The sequence below is a fragment of the Candidatus Vondammii sp. HM_W22 genome (genome assembly GCF_022530855.2).
Taxonomy (GTDB): domain Bacteria; phylum Pseudomonadota; class Gammaproteobacteria; order Chromatiales; family Chromatiaceae; genus Vondammii.
Genome location: NZ_CP099567.1, coordinates 1421011 through 1436444, shown reverse-complemented (window position 1 = coordinate 1436444; position 15434 = coordinate 1421011). Strand labels below are relative to the sequence as shown.

The window sequence follows — 15434 nt, the reverse complement described above, 5'->3', positions numbered from 1 at the left end:
GGCAGTCTCTCTCTACCTCTTCTTCCTGATGTATCTGCCGGCATCATTGGGTAAAATCCCTGCAGAATTCAGAATCTACTAAAAAGGAAGAAAATGTGGCTAATTTAAAGGCCCTGTTATTTGATGTTGATGGCACCCTTGCTAATACTGAGCGTGATGGTCATCGTGTTGCGTTCAATACGGCTTTCAAGGAAGCCGGGTTGGATTGGCACTGGGATGAACCGCTCTATGGCGCACTCCTGAAAGTGACTGGTGGTAAAGAACGCGTACGTCACTACCTGGAAAAATTTAACCGGGAATTTGAGAAGCCGGATAATTTGGATCAGTTTATTGCCTCTCTGCACCAGTCCAAAACCCGCTGCTACGTGGAACTGCTGGAGAAGGGGGCTATTCCCCTGCGTAATGGTGTTCGCCGTTTGCTGAAAGAGGCAGAGAACGCGGGAATGCGAATGGCCGTGGTTACAACCACAACGCCAGAGAATGTGGCCGCATTACTGGAAAACAGTCTCGGTCACGGAAGTGAAGCACCGTTTGAAGTGATTGCTGCCGGCGATGTTGTTCCGGCAAAAAAACCGGCGCCGGATATTTATACCTGGGCGATGGAGCAGCTTAATCTCAAACCGGAACAGTGTCTGGCTGTGGAAGACTCCGATAATGGTCTACGCTCGGCGCTCTCTTCCGGTGTTCGGTCGGTCGTCGTTACTGTCAATGGCTATACCCAGGGTGAGTCATTTGACAATGCTAGTCTGGTTGTTGATCAACTGGGTGAGCAACCGGGAGAGTGCAGCAAACTGGCAGGAGATTTTGCACCAGTATCAATTATAGATCTGGATCTACTGAAAAAGCTCCATGGTGCCGTTTGGGAATAAAAACAATGAGCAAAACTCGGGCAGCTGCAACCCAGATGGATAAAATTCGGCCTTTTTATGTGATGGAACTACTGGCTCGCGCCAAGGAGCTGGAGGCACAAGGGCGATCAATTATCCACATGGAAATTGGAGAACCTGACTTCAATACACCAAGTTCCATTATTCAAGCCGGCAAGCAGGCCCTGGATGATGGTCAGGTACACTACACACCGGCTACCGGCATACCTGAGCTTCGCAAGGCGATAGTCAATGATTACCAGCATCGTTATGGCGTTGCAGTGGATGCTGCGAGAGTGCTGGTTACCCCCGGTGCCTCAGGTGCTCTGCAGTTGGTGATGAGTGTATTGATAAACCCTGGAGAGGCTGTATTAATGGCTGATCCGGGTTATCCCTGCAACCGGCATTTTGTACAACTGGTATCAGGTGAACCTATCACCCTTGCGGTAGGGCCGGAAACCGATTATCAACTGACTGCAAACCTTGTCGCAGAGGCGTGGAGTGAGAACACGCGCGCAGTGATGATTGCCTCACCGTCAACCCTACAGGCACTCTGATTGACCGGGAAGAACTTAACGCTATTTATCAGGTGGTGAGTGCCCGCGGAGGCACATTGATTGTTGATGAAATCTATCATGGCCTGGTCTACGGCTCGGACGAAAGTACGGCACTGTCTGTTGCGGATGACCTGTTCATCATTAACAGTTTCTCTAAATACTACGGTATGACCGGTTGGCGTCTTGGCTGGCTGGTTGCCCCTGTCCATTACATGGCGGCGGTGGAGCGGCTGGCGCAGAATATTTTTCTCTCGGCACCCACGCCTGCACAGTATGCTGCACTGGCTGCATTTACCGAAGAGACTCAGGCGATTGTGGAACAGCGTAAAGCGGCGTTTCAGCAACGGAGGGATTATTTGCTGCCAGCGTTGCGGATCTTGGCTTTGCCATTCCGGTTGCATCTTTATTTGTGATTTCCACCTCCCTTTACACCTGCGTTATAGGCGGATACCATCTCACCAACATGACTGCTCCTGCGTGTCCCGAACGAAACCACCGAACAACGTTATATCCGACGGGCTCCTGGAATATCTGAAAACAATAACCCTCTGCGACCTCTGTGCTCCTGTTTTTCATTAGATTAGGCCGATTAACTGAATTCAGGAGCCTCCAGACTCTCACGTTTCTCACACCAGAAGAGCGTGGCACCCACCACCGCAGCAGGCATGGCGGCGAAGTTGAGCAGTGGAATCAGCAGCAGCAGTGTGACTCCTCCACCGAACCCCATCGCAGTAAAACGTACCTGTTTCATGCGGTTATGCTGTTCTGAAAATCTCAGTCCATGGTTTCCCATGGGGTAATCGCCATACTCCAGTGCCAGGAACCAGGCACTGAATAACAGCCATAAGAAAGGGGCTGCAATATTGACGACAGGAATGATAAAGAGCAGCAGTAGTGGCAATGCGCGGATTAGAAAATAGCTCAGTTTTCTTAACTCTGAAAGGATAGTTGGCAGGATAATTTTGCTAAGACCCTGCTGGTTCTCCGGTGGCATTTTCCCCGTGACCATCTGCTCGACTTTTGCTGATAGCAGGCTGTTGAATGGAGCTGCAATCAGGTTGGCTATGGCCGTAAAGGTATAAAAGGTGATGAGCACTCCCGCTAATGCAAACAGCGGCCAGAGTATCCAGCGGAGAAAACTGAACATACTCGACTCCGGCAATAGACTGTTCAGAAAAGCGTCAAAGTAGCTGTAACCTGCCCAGCCAACCAGGGAAAAAACGATGATATTGATCAACAGGGGAACCAGGATGTGACGTTTAAGCCCCGGCTGCTGTAGCATGCGGAAGCCTTTAAGCAAATAGTTGAAACCGAGTAATGGGTTGTTGTTCATTGGGATTGACAAGCCTTTGAGAAATTACTTCCGATGTGACGACAAGTGTGGGAGTTTAGGCAAATAAGCACAGTAACTGAATCCTAAATTCGTAATGTTTCAGCTTTTGGGAGTGCAGTTGCATGATCGCTTTTCCTGTGCGGAAAACGAAAACTTAACCAGTTTTTGGCTGCCGGCAGGGCCTGCTCCATTGCCACAGATGCTATCCATCCCTCTTCTGGCTGAAAATTTCTGCTCTCAACGCCAGAGACTTCGTCTGCAGACGAGAACACTCCCTTACCGATGGCCTTTACACGTGACTCCAGACCGGTCCATTCCGCTAAGAAATGGAGCGGGTACTCATCATTATCAAGCTGTGAGAGGCTGCTGACTATTGCAGGTTCAAAAATGCGTTGGGCAATCCTGCGTGCTTGCGCACGCTCAGTGATCGGCTCCAGGTCGACACCGACAGATAATCCCTGGGTAACGGCCAACAGGGCAAGGTTGCCAGCATGAGAGAGATTGAACCGCAGATCACCTGAATTGATCTTGAGAGAGGGTTTTCCTTTCTCTCCATAGCTGAAAATCAGCTGCTGCGGTTTTATCCCAAGATAGGTTGAGAGGATAGCGCGCATGGATCCGCGGGCCAGCGTGAAACGCCTCTTTTCCTGCTGTGACAGCAGGCATACACGCCTCCCCAGCTCATCCGGAGAGAGAAGGGGCAAGTAGTCATCTTCTGCCAATTCAAGTGAGATGAGCCAGAGGTGGAGTTCGCCTTTTTTGGGCAGGGCCGGGTGGGCATGGGATGCACGCCACGCCGGATTGATTAATGGTTTCAATAGTGGCTGTCCTGTGGGATAGCTTCTGATATCCTGCTGCCATTATGCCTCTTTTTAATCGCTTCCGGGCAGATACTATTTTAAGAAATTCGTCTGAATGAGCCATTTTTACCCATGATTAGAGTTGAAAAGAAGATCCTCCGCTCCTCTCTGCCGGATGTAACCAACGATCTCTCCGATCAGTTGCACCCGGTGTTGCGGCGGATTTATGCACTGCGCGGTCTGACCTCATCCAAAGAGCTGGATATGGGTTTGGAACAGATGCTCACACCCGATAACTTGGGTGGGACAAAAGAAGCAGCCATTCTGCTCTTTAGTGCCATTAAAGAGGGCAAAAAAATCATCATCGTTGCTGATTTCGATGCCGATGGTGCGACCAGCTGTGCTCTCGCAATCAAGGCATTGAGAGCTATGGGTGCTCAACAGGTTGATTATCTCGTACCCAACCGCTTTGAGTATGGCTATGGACTGACACCGGAGATTGTAGAGGAGGCGCTGAAGCGAAAGCCTGATCTTTTGGTGACGGTGGATAACGGTATTTCAAGCATTCAGGGTGTGAAAAGAGCCAAGGCAGCGGGCATGCAGGTGCTGATTACCGATCACCATTTACCGGGCCGCACTCTGCCGGATGCCGATGTCATTGTTAATCCAAATAATCCCGGTGAATCCTTCAGTAGTAAGAATCTGGCCGGTGTCGGTGTGATTTTTTACCTGATGGTCGCATTGAGGAAGCTGTTGCGCAGTGAAGCGTGGTTTAAACAAAAAGGGATTCAGGAACCCAATCTGGCAGCACTTCTGGATTTGGTGGCACTGGGCACTGTGGCCGATGTGGTTCCTTTGGACCACAACAACCGGATTCTGGTCTATCAGGGGTTGCAGCGAATTCGTTCAGGCCACTGTTGTGAAGGTATCAAGGCTCTATTTGAGCGCTCAGGGCGAAATCTGCAACGGGTGGTCGCATCCGATCTGGGCTTTGCCATAGGCCCAAGACTCAATGCGGCCGGTAGATTGGATGATATGTCTATCGGCATCGAGTGTCTGTTGACAGAAGATGCAACGGTGGCGTTTGAGCTGGCCAGGTCACTTGATGAACTGAACCGGGAGCGTCGTCAGATCGAAAATGAAATGCGACAACAGGCCGTTGGAGATATAGAGACGCTTATTCCTGATGGAGACCTGCCTTTTGGACTCGCCATTTTCAGGGAAGATTGGCATCAGGGCGTCATCGGGATTCTGGCGGCTCGAATCCGTGAGCGGTTTCATCGCCCGGTGATTGCCTTTGCACCGGCTGAAGAGGGTATGATCAAAGGGTCTGCGCGCTCAATACCGGGATTGCATATACGGGACGCCCTGGATGCAATCGCGACCCGCTATCCTGAGTTACTGGAAAAATTCGGGGGGCATGCCATGGCAGCGGGGTTGAGCCTTCGAAGGACGGATTTCGATGCTTTCAAGGATCAGTTTGATGCACAGGTCAGAGAAAGCATTGATGCTGAAGGGTTGAATGGCGTTATCCTGTCTGATGGTGCGTTGGATTGCCGGGATTTATCGTTTCAACTGGCTGAACTTTTACGCAGTTCCGGTCCTTGGGGACAAGGCTTTCCTGAACCGCTGTTTGATGGTGTGTTTCGCATCGTCAGCCTGCGAGTCGTCGGCGAGAGGCATCTTAAAATGGTGCTGGAACCGGAAGATGGGGGGCAGCGAGTGGATGCGATCGCGTTTAATCAGGTAGAAAACCAGTCGGGAAATGGCAATGAAAAGCTGCATATCGCCTACCGCCTGGATATCAATGAATTCAGAGGTACACGGAAATTACAACTTATCGTTGAACATTTTGAGAAGGTATTAGAGTGAGTGTTGGTTGAGAAACCAGCAAAATACCCCTGTTAAAATATAGGAAATAATATGTCTGAAGATTTTGATTCAGAAGATGAGTTCGAAGAAGAGCTGGTCAGCAAAAGCCAGCTTAAGCGCGAGATGCATGCCCTGGAGAAATTGGGCGAACGACTGATCGGTTTGAAGACTCAGCAGTGGGAGCAGCTTAACTTTAGCCGCACCATGATTGATGCGCTGGAGGAGTCTCGAAGAATTAAGAGTCACAATGCCATGCGCAGGCATATCCGTCGGCTGGCAAAATTGTTGAAAAATGAAGATGCCGAGCAGGTAGAGCAACTGTTTTCCCGTATGGATGATGATCATCTTCAGGATACCCACCATTTTCACCGTCTTGAGCGCTGGCGCGAACGACTGCTCCAGGGAGATGATGAAGTTTTGAATGAGTTACTCAGTCTCTGCCCGGATGCCGACAGGCAACACATGCGACAACTGATCCGGGCCGGAAAAAAAGAGCTAGCAGAAGAGAGGATTCCGGCCGCACAAAGAAAATTATTCACATATTTAAAGAGCCTCTAAAAACCTTTCAAAATCAGCGATAACAGTAACCAACTCAAACAACCATTGGTAAAAGTCGTGCAACCGAATTTTTTGACCATCAAGACAGACTTGATGTCCTTGAGCAGCTGGGAGACTCGCTGCCAAAGCTGGAAAGGACCGTAGACTAGGAGGTTTTTCGGGTATTGCTGGGCTCAGTTTATAAAAACAGTGACCCCAGTAAAGGTGTTGGTCCTACAGCATTTGTCCAATCTATCCGGTGATCAAGCAGAGTTCCAAATACGGGATCCCTATAGCTTTTGTCATTTTCTTGGGTTGAGCCTGGAAGGTAAGGAGCCCGATGCTAAAACGGTTTGGGTATATCGTGAGCGCCTGAAAGAACGAGGCCTTGTTGATAAACTCTTTTCAGCGCTGTTGATCCAGATTGATGCAGCAGGCTTCAGTGCTCGCAAAGGACAGATTGTAGATGCCGCTATCGTCCCAGTACCCAGGCAACGTAATACGCGAGAGGAAAATAGGCAGATCAAAGCCGGAGATAGCCCTGAGGCATGGGGTGATAACAAACGCCGCCAGAAGGATGTTGAAGCCCACTGGACTAAGAAGCATGGCAAAACCCACTATGGGTACAAAAGCCACATCAGCGTAGACCGGAAGCACAAGGTCATTCGCAAGTACGTCATCACATTAGCTGAAGCTCATAATAGCCCAGTCTTCGAGGAACTGCTGGATGAGAACAACAGTAATGGCAGTATCTGGGCCGGTTCTGCTTATCGCAGTCACATTCACCGCAAGTCGACACACAAACGCCTCTTGAATAAACGGGAGCAAGAGGCAAGCCGAAAACGATCAAGAGTTCGGGCTCGAGTTGAGTACGTGCTTGCCCAGCAGGCCAATCGACTGGTGCGTAGCATCGGGCAAGTCAGGGCCGGCGTGAAGATCGGTAGAGCCTGTAAAGTTTTCTGTGTGACAGCCAAGGTTAAATATACACCGCTAAGCGTTCTACAAACTCAATCATAAATCTATCCAGTGCTGGTTTCCAATGACGGGTCGGCATTGTCCACTTTTTCGATGCGGCCTGGATTGCCAAGTGGATGACCTTCTTTGCCGAGTCATCGGTTGGAAACAACTTCCGCTCGTCTGTCTTCCGGGTAGTTGAACCGCGTGTTGAGATTCTGCCAATGGGCACTCCAGGAGCGGCTGATCCGGGGGTATTTGTTGTCCCATCGGTCAGAGAATTTATCCTGCCCCGGTAAGGCTTCTTCCCCGGTGATGGACTGGTAACTCTTTCTTGTAGTCTTTCCAGAGCACCTACTTCATCGAGTTCCGTAGCGTATGCACAATACACAGCTGGATATTCGGAAAAGCCGTTTTGATTGCATCAGGAAAGCCCTTTAAGCCATCGACACAGGCAATCAAAATATCCTCCACACCGCAATTCTGAAGCTCTGTCAGCACGTTCAGCCAGAACTTGGCACCCTCATTCTCCCCCGATAATTCCTTGTGGCCTTCCAGGTTGACGCCCAGAGCGAGATAAATCGCTTTATTTATCACTTTCTTGCTCTTGCCGGATTTTAACGACAATGCTGTCCAGATAAACAAATAGGCTGAATTCCATCCAGGGGGCAAGATTGCCATTCGACAACCTGTTCGATAACTGCATCAGTAACTTTGGATATGAGTGTGGCGGAGACATCGGCTCCGTACATTTCCTTGAATGTCGTGACGATTTCGCGGGTCGTCATACCCTGAGTATACAGGAAGAGGATCTTGTCATGCATTGAGGTAAATCGACGCTGGTGCTTTTTAACCAGTCGGGGTTTAAAGCTGCCCGCTCTTTCTCGTGGAGTATCTAGTTCAAACTGGCCATCTTCCGTTTGCAAGGTCTTGCCAGTAGTAGCGTTGCGGCTATTACTCGCTTCGGACTGTTCATGTTTGGCAAAGCCAAGATGATCATCTGGTTCAACGTTGAGTGCTGCAGCGACCGTGATTTTGGTCAGTATTTGCCGAAAATCGTTGAGATCTTCTTCAGTTTTGATGTTGTTAGCGGCCGCCTGGGCTATCGTATTGATCCCGCCTCTGGAGGTGCTGGAAAGACAGCTGTAAACACATGGGACACGGTTCAAAAGATACTGGAAGGAAAAGAAGTTCCGGAAGCGTGCTGATAAAAACAAGTTGTACAGCCTACATGAACCTCATGTTTACTGTATGAGCAAGAGGTATAGTCATTTCTGGTGTATGAGGAATTAAAGCAGTATATCCTGTTGGAAGGAAAAGATCCTAGCCGATCACCAACCAACAAGAGTACGCTACATGAAGAATGATAATATTGTCGGGCTGAATAGGCCCGCGCGAGATGTCCTTTCTGAGCTTTTACATACCGGATCCCAGCAACTATTAGCCCAAGCCATAGAGGCGGAAGTCGCCACCCTGTTAGCACAATACCAAGGGTTGCTGAGAGAATCAGGCTTACAAGGTGTTGTACGCAATGGGCACCTGCCGGAACGTATGATCCAAACAGGGCTTGGTGATATTGGGGTCAAGGTTCCCAAAGTAAGAGATCGTACCGGGCAAGGCATCAAGTTCAACAGCGGTTTGGTGCCACCGTACTTGAAGCGAGCGAAGACCATTGAAGAGCTGCTGCCCTGGTTGTACTTGAAAGGCATCTCTACAGGCGACTTCAAGGACGCACTGGCAGGTTTGCTTGGCGCTGATGCCAAAGGTTTGTCCTCCAATACCATAAGCCGCCTCAAGCAAACTTGGGAAGGCGAATATGGTCAGTGGCGTAAGCGCGATTTATCAAAGCGGCGCTATGTGTACATTTGGGCCGACGGTGTTTATTGCAACGTAAGGCAAGACGACAAGCTTTGCTTGCTGGTGATCATGGATTCCGACAGCACAGGTCGTAAGGAAGTCATTGGGCTTACGGATGGCTACCGTGAGGAGGCTCCTTTAATTATTGTTATACTTAATAATAAGGATCAAAGAATACAATACATCTGTCTATTTATATGTAAAACAATGGGTTATTAAATAAACTTGAAACGAATGGCTTGACAGTAGAGAGCCTATCTCATAAAAAATATAGCCAGCAGTAGTACACTTCATTGTATAGAGGCACGATGGTATATTATTGGTTTAAAATGATTTGTGGATCGGGAGAAGGATGAACATGCCTGTAACCGGTTTGTTGATGGAAGGCGTTAATCTCATGCTGCTTGGCATGGGGAGCGTTTTCATTTTTCTCTCTGTATTGGTTCTTACCATGTCCGGCGTATTCCGTCTGACACAAGCAATCTCCGGTAATGATGGTCAGGAAACCGCTGCCCAGGTAGCGGCGGTACCCGAAGCTGTAACCGGTGGAGATGAACTAACAGCAGTGATTGTAGCGGCCATGAGCCGTTATCGATCACAATAAACCCGAGCAATTTGGTAACATCAAACTGTCGGCTTATCACGTGTTCAACGTGTAACTTAAAACAAATGAAAACGAACCCATGAGCGATCAAAAACCACTCGGCATTACAGAGCTTGTCCTGCGTGACGCTCATCAATCCCTGTTTGCAACACGTCTGCGGATTGATGATATGTTGCCCATTGCCTCCAAACTTGATCAGATGGGCTATTGGTCGTTGGAGACCTGGGGCGGTGCTACTTTTGATTCCTGCATTCGCTATTTGGGTGAAGACCCCTGGGAACGGTTACGTCGGTTGAAGGCCGCAATGCCAAATACGCCGATGCAGATGCTGTTTCGAGCCCAGAATATTCTCGGCTACCGTCATTATGCTGATGATGTAGTGGAAAAGTTTGTGGAGCGGGCTGCTGTAAATGGCATGGATGTGTTCCGCATTTTTGATGCGATGAATGACCTGCGTAACTTTGAGACGGCGGTCAAAGCTACTCTGCAAGTTGGAAAACATGCTCAGGGTGCCATGTCATACACAGTCAGCCCGGTGCATGATCTGGATTACTGGCTGAACATGGCCAAGAGCCTGGAAGATATGGGGTGCTCTTCCATCTGCATCAAAGATATGGCGGGATTGCTTAAACCTTATGTGGCCAACGAACTGATCAGCAAGCTGAAGGCCTCCATCTCCATTCCTATTGCCTTGCACTGTCATGCCACTACGGGTACGAGTACCACTACTATCGCGAAAGCGGCAGAGGCTGGAATCGACATGGTGGACTCATCGATTTCCTCCATGAGTATGACTTATGGCCATTCTGCCACTGAATCACTGGTGTCCATTTTTGAAGACACTGAACGCGACACGGGTTTGAATCTTAATGCGCTTGAGGAGATATCGGCCTATTTCCGGGAAGTGCGTAAAAAATATGCCAAATTCGAGGGTTCTCTGCGGGGTGTGGACTCCAGGATACTGGTAGCCCAGGTACCCGGCGGCATGCTGACCAATATGGAAAATCAGCTTCGCGAGCAGGGTGCCACGGACAAGTTCGATGCAGTCCTGGAAGAGATTCCACGAGTACGCGAAGATCTTGGTTTGATTCCGCTGGTAACGCCTACTTCCCAGATTGTGGGTACTCAGGCCGTTCTCAATGTGCTGATGGGTGAACGCTATAAGAGCATCACCAAGGAGACTGCTGGTGTTCTCAAGGGCGGCTATGGTGCAACACCAGGACCCGTCGATAAAGCGCTTCAGGCCCGTGTGTTGGATGGCTCTGAAGCCATCACTTGCCGCCCGGCAGACCTGATAGAACCGGAAGTTGATAAACTGACGGCAGAATTTGATGAGCTTGCCCGGGAGAAGGGAATCAGCGTAGCCAAAGATAAAATTGACGATGTACTCATCTATGCGCTGTTCCCACAAATTGGTCTGAAGTTTCTGGAAAACAGAGGCAATCCGAATGCGTTCGAACCGGCTCCTGGAACTGAGCCTGAGCTAACAGCTGCGCCGGTCCCCGCAACGTCAAAAAGTGGCCCTGAGGCTTACACGGTAACCGTTAATGGTAATACCTATAACGTCACGGTTTCTTCTGGTGGTGCAGTAGAGAGAGTGGCGCCAATGGCTGGCGGGGCTTCTGCCCCATCGGCACCTGTGGCTAGTAGTGGCGAGGCTGTTCCCGCCCCTCTGGCTGGAAATATTTTTAAAATCAAAGTGATGGAAGGTCAATCCATCAATGACGGTGATGTGATCTTGATCATGGAGGCGATGAAAATGGAGACTGAGATTCGCGCACCCAGAGGGGGCGTGGTTGTATCAATTCCAATTAGGGAAGGCGATGCCGTCCAGGTTGGTGAAGCTTTGCTAATGCTGGGTTAATCTGATGGAAGCCGCAGAAGCACTCTGGCAGTCCATGGGAATCGCCAATATGGGATTTGGGCAGCTGTTCATGATGATGATCGGGGGATTGCTGATCTATCTGGCCGTGGCCAAAAATTTTGAACCTCTGTTACTCCTGCCGATCGGATTTGGTGCCATTCTCAGCAATATTCCCGTGGCCGGGATTGGCGGACCCGATGGTCTGCTGGGCATGATCTACCATGTGGGTATTGAGACCGGTGTCTTTCCGCTATTGATTTTTATGGGGGTAGGAGCCCTGACTGATTTCAGTGCCTTGATTGCCCGTCCATACACGCTGTTTCTGGGTGCTGCGGCACAATTCGGAATCTTTGCCACTCTGTTGGGTGCGCTGACGCTGAATTACATTCCGGGTTTTGATTTTACCCTGGCTGATGCATCGGCCATTGCCATTATCGGCGGCGCAGATGGGCCAACGGCAATCTTCCTGGCATCCAGGTTAGCACCCGATCTCCTAGGGGCCATTGCCGTGGCGGCGTACTCCTATATGGCGTTGGTTCCGATTATTCAGCCGCCGATCATGAAAGCGCTGACCACGGAGGAAGAGCGTCAGGTGGTGATGTCACAGCTTAGGCCTATCAGCAAACTGGAAAAAATACTCTTTCCATTCAGTGTGCTGATTCTCTGCATCCTCTTCCTCCCCTCCGCCGCACCTCTGATCGGGATGCTGATGTTTGGTAATATTCTGAGGGAAGTCGGTGTAGTCGATCGTCTGAGCCTGGCGGCTCAGAATGAGATCATCAATATCGTTACTATTTTCCTGGGATTGGCAGTGGGCTCTAAACTCTCAGCTGACAAGTTTCTTACCCTTGATACCATGGGTATTCTGGCGCTAGGCGCCATCGCTTTCTGTATCGGCACCGCCACGGGTGTTTTGATGGGGAAATTGATGTACAAGCTTTCTGGCGGCAAAGTGAATCCACTGATTGGGGCTGCCGGTGTCTCTGCTGTCCCAATGGCTGCGCGGGTGGTGAACAAGGTGGGTCTGGAAGCGAATCATCATAACTTCCTGCTGATGCACGCCATGGGTCCTAACGTGGCAGGAGTTATTGGTTCAGCTGTGGCTGCGGGTGTCCTTCTGGCCATTGTTGGAGGATGAAGTAGGCACCGATGACCCGGTGCGGTTGGGTGTATGGGTATACCCACGAAATCACGTTGCCACGAAATTATTCATTTACTTCCTGGGCTCTGAAGACTCTGTCTCTATACTTTGTGCCCTCTCCCTATATTCGACCGTTATTTTTTTGACGTTTCCTTCATCTCGTAATACCATGCCGGGCCTATGTCGTCACGTTTGCCTGAATATGTGGACCCGTGGCGTCTCGCCAACCTGGGAAAAGTGTTTTCCGGGGTGACTAGGCTGGCTGAATTGCCGCGCCTAGCCGAAGCGCTGTTAAGCGCAGATGTGGGGGAGGTGCTGTTCAGCCTCGAATTTTATCGGGACGAGAAGAGGCGGGCTCGTGTTAAAGGAAATGTCAGGGCAGAGTTATCCCTTATCTGTCAGCGCTGTATGGGGAGAATGAAAGCCCCCGTCAATGCTGATATGGATCTGGCGATAATTGAGGTGTTTGAAGAGGCTGAAAAACTGTCTCCCGACTGTGATCCGGTGTTGGTGAATGATGGTCGGATCCGGCTGATGGATCTGCTGGAAGATGAGTTGTTGCTCGCGATTCCACATATGCCTATGCATGATGAGGCTGTGTGTGAAGTTAAGCTGGAAACGTACTTTCCAGATGCGGGTGAAGTGCAGGGACCAGAGAGTACGGCAAATGAGAATAATCCGTTTGCCGTTTTGGCCGGTCTGAAATCAGACAAACAAAATTGAATTGGTGTTTATCAGGAGCTTGAACCATGGCAGTACAGAAGAGTCGAAAAACCCCTTCCAAACGTGGCATGCGCCGTTCCCACGACAGCCTGAGTGCAGAGACACTCTCCATTGATCCGACCTCCGGTGAGACGCACCTGCGTCATCATGTCTCTCCAGATGGTTTCTATCGTGGTCAGAAGGTTGCTACCGGTAAGGGCGAATAATCCCCGTTGTCGTGGATAGTGATATTGTATGTACACATGCGACCGCTCCGTTTGGGGCGGTTGTCTGTTATTGAGCCTAAAAAAATGCCTCTACTGTTTCTGGCGGTGATTGATGGATGATCGTATTACTATCGCTCTCGATGCCATGGGGGGAGATGAGGGAACCTCTGTTGTAGTACCTGCCGCAGTCGACCTTATTCGGCAGGATTTAGATGTGAATTTGATTCTGGTTGGCCGTGAGGAAGTGATTCGGCAGCACCTTGATGGTGTTGGGACCAGTGATCGGCTACGTATTCAGCCTGCTTCTGAAGAGGTGTCCATGGATGAGCTGCCGTCCAGAGCGCTGCGTGGAAAAAAGGATTCATCCATGCGGGTTGCGATTAATCTGGTGAAAGAGGGTACCGCCGATGCCTGTGTCAGCGCAGGTAATACCGGTGCCTTGATGGCAACATCACGGTTTGTCCTCAAGATGCTGCCCAACGTGGATAGACCCGCGATTATATCTGCATTGCCTTCTATTGAAGGCAGAACATGGATGCTGGATCTGGGGGCCAATGTGGATTGCAGTGCTGAACACCTGTTTCAATTTGCCGTGATGGGGAGCGAACTGGTCTCATCAGTCGACGAAGATGTCTCCAGTCCTCGGGTTGGCCTGCTCAATATTGGCCAGGAAGAGATCAAAGGCAATGAGCAGGTAAAAGGTGCCCACGCTCTGTTGTCCAACGGTTCACTCAATTACATTGGCTATGTAGAGGGTGACGATGTCTATAAGGGCGGTGTTGACGTGGTGGTTACTGATGGCTTCATTGGCAACGTTGCCTTGAAGAGTTCGGAAGGCGTGGCAAAGATGATCAGCCATTACCTGAAGGAAGGATTCAAGCGCAACCTGTTTACCAAATTGGCCGCTCTGGTGGCTATGCCTGTGATGAGTTCCTTGCGCCAAAAAATTGATCCCCGCAGATATAATGGTGCCAGCCTGTTGGGGCTTAAAGGAATCGTCATTAAAAGCCACGGTGGTGCGGATATCATGGCATTTGGGAATGCCATAAAGATGGCAAAAAAGGCGGTTTATAACAACGTCCCGGAAAGAATTGCCCAGAGAGTGGGAGCGCACCTGGATAAAGAGGCTGGCAGATGACCTATTCACGCATCATAGGTACCGGCAGTTATCTGCCGGAAAAAATCCTGACGAACCACGATCTCGAAAAAATGGTTGAGACGACAGATCAGTGGATTCGTGATCGTACCGGGATTGCCAAGCGCCATATTGCAGCAGACGATGAAACCACTTGTGATCTGGCTGAACATGCGGCTCGGCACGCAATTGAAGCGGCCGGTAAGAAGCTGGAAAATATAGATCTCATTGTTCTCGCGACTTCGACACCTGATCAGGTGTTTCCCAGTACGGCCTGCCTGTTGCAGAGTCGGCTGGATATGCATGGCTGTGCCGCATTTGACGTACAGGCAGTCTGCACGGGATTTATTTACGCGCTGGGTGTTGCAGACAACTTTATCAAAGCAGGCGCAGCACGCTGCGCCTTGGTTGTTGGTGCAGAAACATTCTCTCGCATCATCGACTGGACAGATAGGGGTACCTGTATACTGTTCGGTGACGGAGCGGGCGCCGTGGTTATAGAGGCCAGTGAGGAGCCAGGAATACTCTCCACGCACCTTCATGCCGATGGTGATTATGCCAGCTTGCTGCAAGTTCCGGATGGTGTCTCCAAAGGCTACGATAAGATGCGTGGAAATGCGGCATTTGTCGAAATGAAAGGGAATGAAGTATTCAAGATGGCAGTCAATACACTCGGTCGTATCGTCGATGAAACTCTGGAGAAAAATGGCCTTGAAAAAGCAGATATCGACTGGCTGATTCCTCATCAGGCCAATATCCGCATCATCAATGCTACCGCACGTAAACTACGTATGTCGCTGGATCATGTGGTTGTGACGGTAGCAGAACATGGCAACACCTCGGCGGCATCAGTGCCACTCGCCCTGGATGCGGCTGTCAGAGATGGGCGTATCAAATGGGGGGAGACCCTGCTGCTGGAAGCCTTTGGCGGCGGCTTTACCTGGGGTTCGGCCTTGGTGAAGTATTAATAAGCAGGAGTTACTCT

General features: G+C 50.1%; 13 protein-coding genes and 3 pseudogenes. 13 read left to right on the top strand and 3 right to left on the bottom strand.

Features of this window, described 5'->3' with window-relative positions:
* The first annotated feature begins 95 nt into the window (after positions 1–95).
* Together MN084_RS08060 and MN084_RS08055 are read left to right on the top strand one after the other, a co-directional pair.
* A complete protein-coding gene (locus tag MN084_RS08060; RefSeq protein WP_241087318.1) occupies positions 96–869 on the top strand; it encodes an HAD family hydrolase in 774 nt (257 codons plus the stop codon).
* A gap of 5 nt (positions 870–874) precedes the next feature.
* A pseudogene (locus MN084_RS08055) lies at positions 875–1836 on the top strand (aminotransferase class I/II-fold pyridoxal phosphate-dependent enzyme).
* A 176-nt stretch (positions 1837–2012) separates the two neighbouring features.
* On the opposite strand, the gene cysZ reads toward MN084_RS08055, so the two are convergent.
* Both cysZ and MN084_RS08045 read right to left on the bottom strand, forming a co-directional pair.
* Entirely contained in the window at positions 2013–2756 is a 744-nt protein-coding gene (cysZ, locus tag MN084_RS08050) for a sulfate transporter CysZ (RefSeq protein ID WP_241087319.1), read from the bottom strand.
* Between the two features lie 83 nt (positions 2757–2839).
* A complete protein-coding gene (locus MN084_RS08045; RefSeq protein WP_241087320.1) occupies positions 2840–3574 on the bottom strand; it encodes a 4'-phosphopantetheinyl transferase family protein in 735 nt (244 codons plus the stop codon).
* Positions 3575–3691: 117 nt separating this feature from the next.
* Here MN084_RS08045 and recJ point away from each other — a divergent pair, with 117 nt between their 5' ends.
* The 3 genes from recJ to MN084_RS08030 all read left to right on the top strand — a co-directional run bounded on the left by recJ (position 3692) and on the right by MN084_RS08030 (position 6982).
* On the top strand, positions 3692–5428 hold the full coding sequence (gene recJ / locus MN084_RS08040; protein WP_241087403.1) for a single-stranded-DNA-specific exonuclease RecJ: 1737 nt from the start codon (positions 3692–3694) through the stop codon (positions 5426–5428).
* Between the two features lie 51 nt (positions 5429–5479).
* Complete coding sequence (gene yjgA / locus MN084_RS08035) at positions 5480–5986, top strand: ribosome biogenesis factor YjgA (RefSeq protein WP_241087321.1); 507 nt, start codon at positions 5480–5482, stop codon at positions 5984–5986.
* 204 nt (positions 5987–6190) lie between these two features.
* The gene (locus MN084_RS08030) at positions 6191–6982 is read left to right on the top strand and encodes an IS5 family transposase (protein ID WP_330178469.1); all 792 of its coding nucleotides are present in this window, start codon (positions 6191–6193) and stop codon (positions 6980–6982) included.
* Here the strand turns inward: MN084_RS08030 and MN084_RS08025 are convergent.
* Positions 6942–8034 (bottom strand): annotated as a pseudogene (locus MN084_RS08025) (IS256 family transposase). The gene MN084_RS08030 and the pseudogene MN084_RS08025 sit on opposite strands and share 41 nt — an antisense overlap.
* Positions 8035–8275: 241 nt before the next feature.
* Here MN084_RS08025 and MN084_RS08020 point away from each other — a divergent pair.
* From MN084_RS08020 to MN084_RS07985, 8 genes and pseudogenes are all read left to right on the top strand, one after another.
* A pseudogene (locus tag MN084_RS08020) lies at positions 8276–8950 on the top strand (transposase); the annotation flags it as partial.
* Between the two features lie 178 nt (positions 8951–9128).
* On the top strand, positions 9129–9380 hold the full coding sequence (locus MN084_RS08015) for an OadG family protein (RefSeq protein ID WP_241087324.1): 252 nt from the start codon (positions 9129–9131) through the stop codon (positions 9378–9380).
* A gap of 79 nt (positions 9381–9459) precedes the next feature.
* Positions 9460–11244 (top strand): sodium-extruding oxaloacetate decarboxylase subunit alpha, encoded by a 1785-nt coding sequence (gene oadA / locus MN084_RS08010; protein ID WP_241087325.1) that lies wholly within the window; start codon positions 9460–9462, stop codon positions 11242–11244.
* A gap of 4 nt (positions 11245–11248) precedes the next feature.
* The gene (locus MN084_RS08005; RefSeq protein WP_241087326.1) at positions 11249–12382 is read left to right on the top strand and encodes a sodium ion-translocating decarboxylase subunit beta; all 1134 of its coding nucleotides are present in this window, start codon (positions 11249–11251) and stop codon (positions 12380–12382) included.
* Between the two features lie 183 nt (positions 12383–12565).
* On the top strand, positions 12566–13108 hold the full coding sequence (locus tag MN084_RS08000; protein ID WP_241087327.1) for a YceD family protein: 543 nt from the start codon (positions 12566–12568) through the stop codon (positions 13106–13108).
* Positions 13109–13134: 26 nt separating this feature from the next.
* Positions 13135–13314, top strand: coding sequence for a 50S ribosomal protein L32 (gene rpmF / locus MN084_RS07995; protein WP_241087328.1), 180 nt, complete (start codon positions 13135–13137; stop codon positions 13312–13314).
* 112 nt (positions 13315–13426) lie between these two features.
* Complete coding sequence (gene plsX / locus MN084_RS07990; RefSeq protein ID WP_241087329.1) at positions 13427–14452, top strand: phosphate acyltransferase PlsX; 1026 nt, start codon at positions 13427–13429, stop codon at positions 14450–14452.
* A complete protein-coding gene (locus MN084_RS07985) occupies positions 14449–15417 on the top strand; it encodes a beta-ketoacyl-ACP synthase III (RefSeq protein ID WP_241087330.1) in 969 nt (322 codons plus the stop codon). The genes plsX and MN084_RS07985 overlap by 4 nt, the downstream gene beginning before the upstream one ends.
* Positions 15418–15434: the final 17 nt, after the last annotated feature.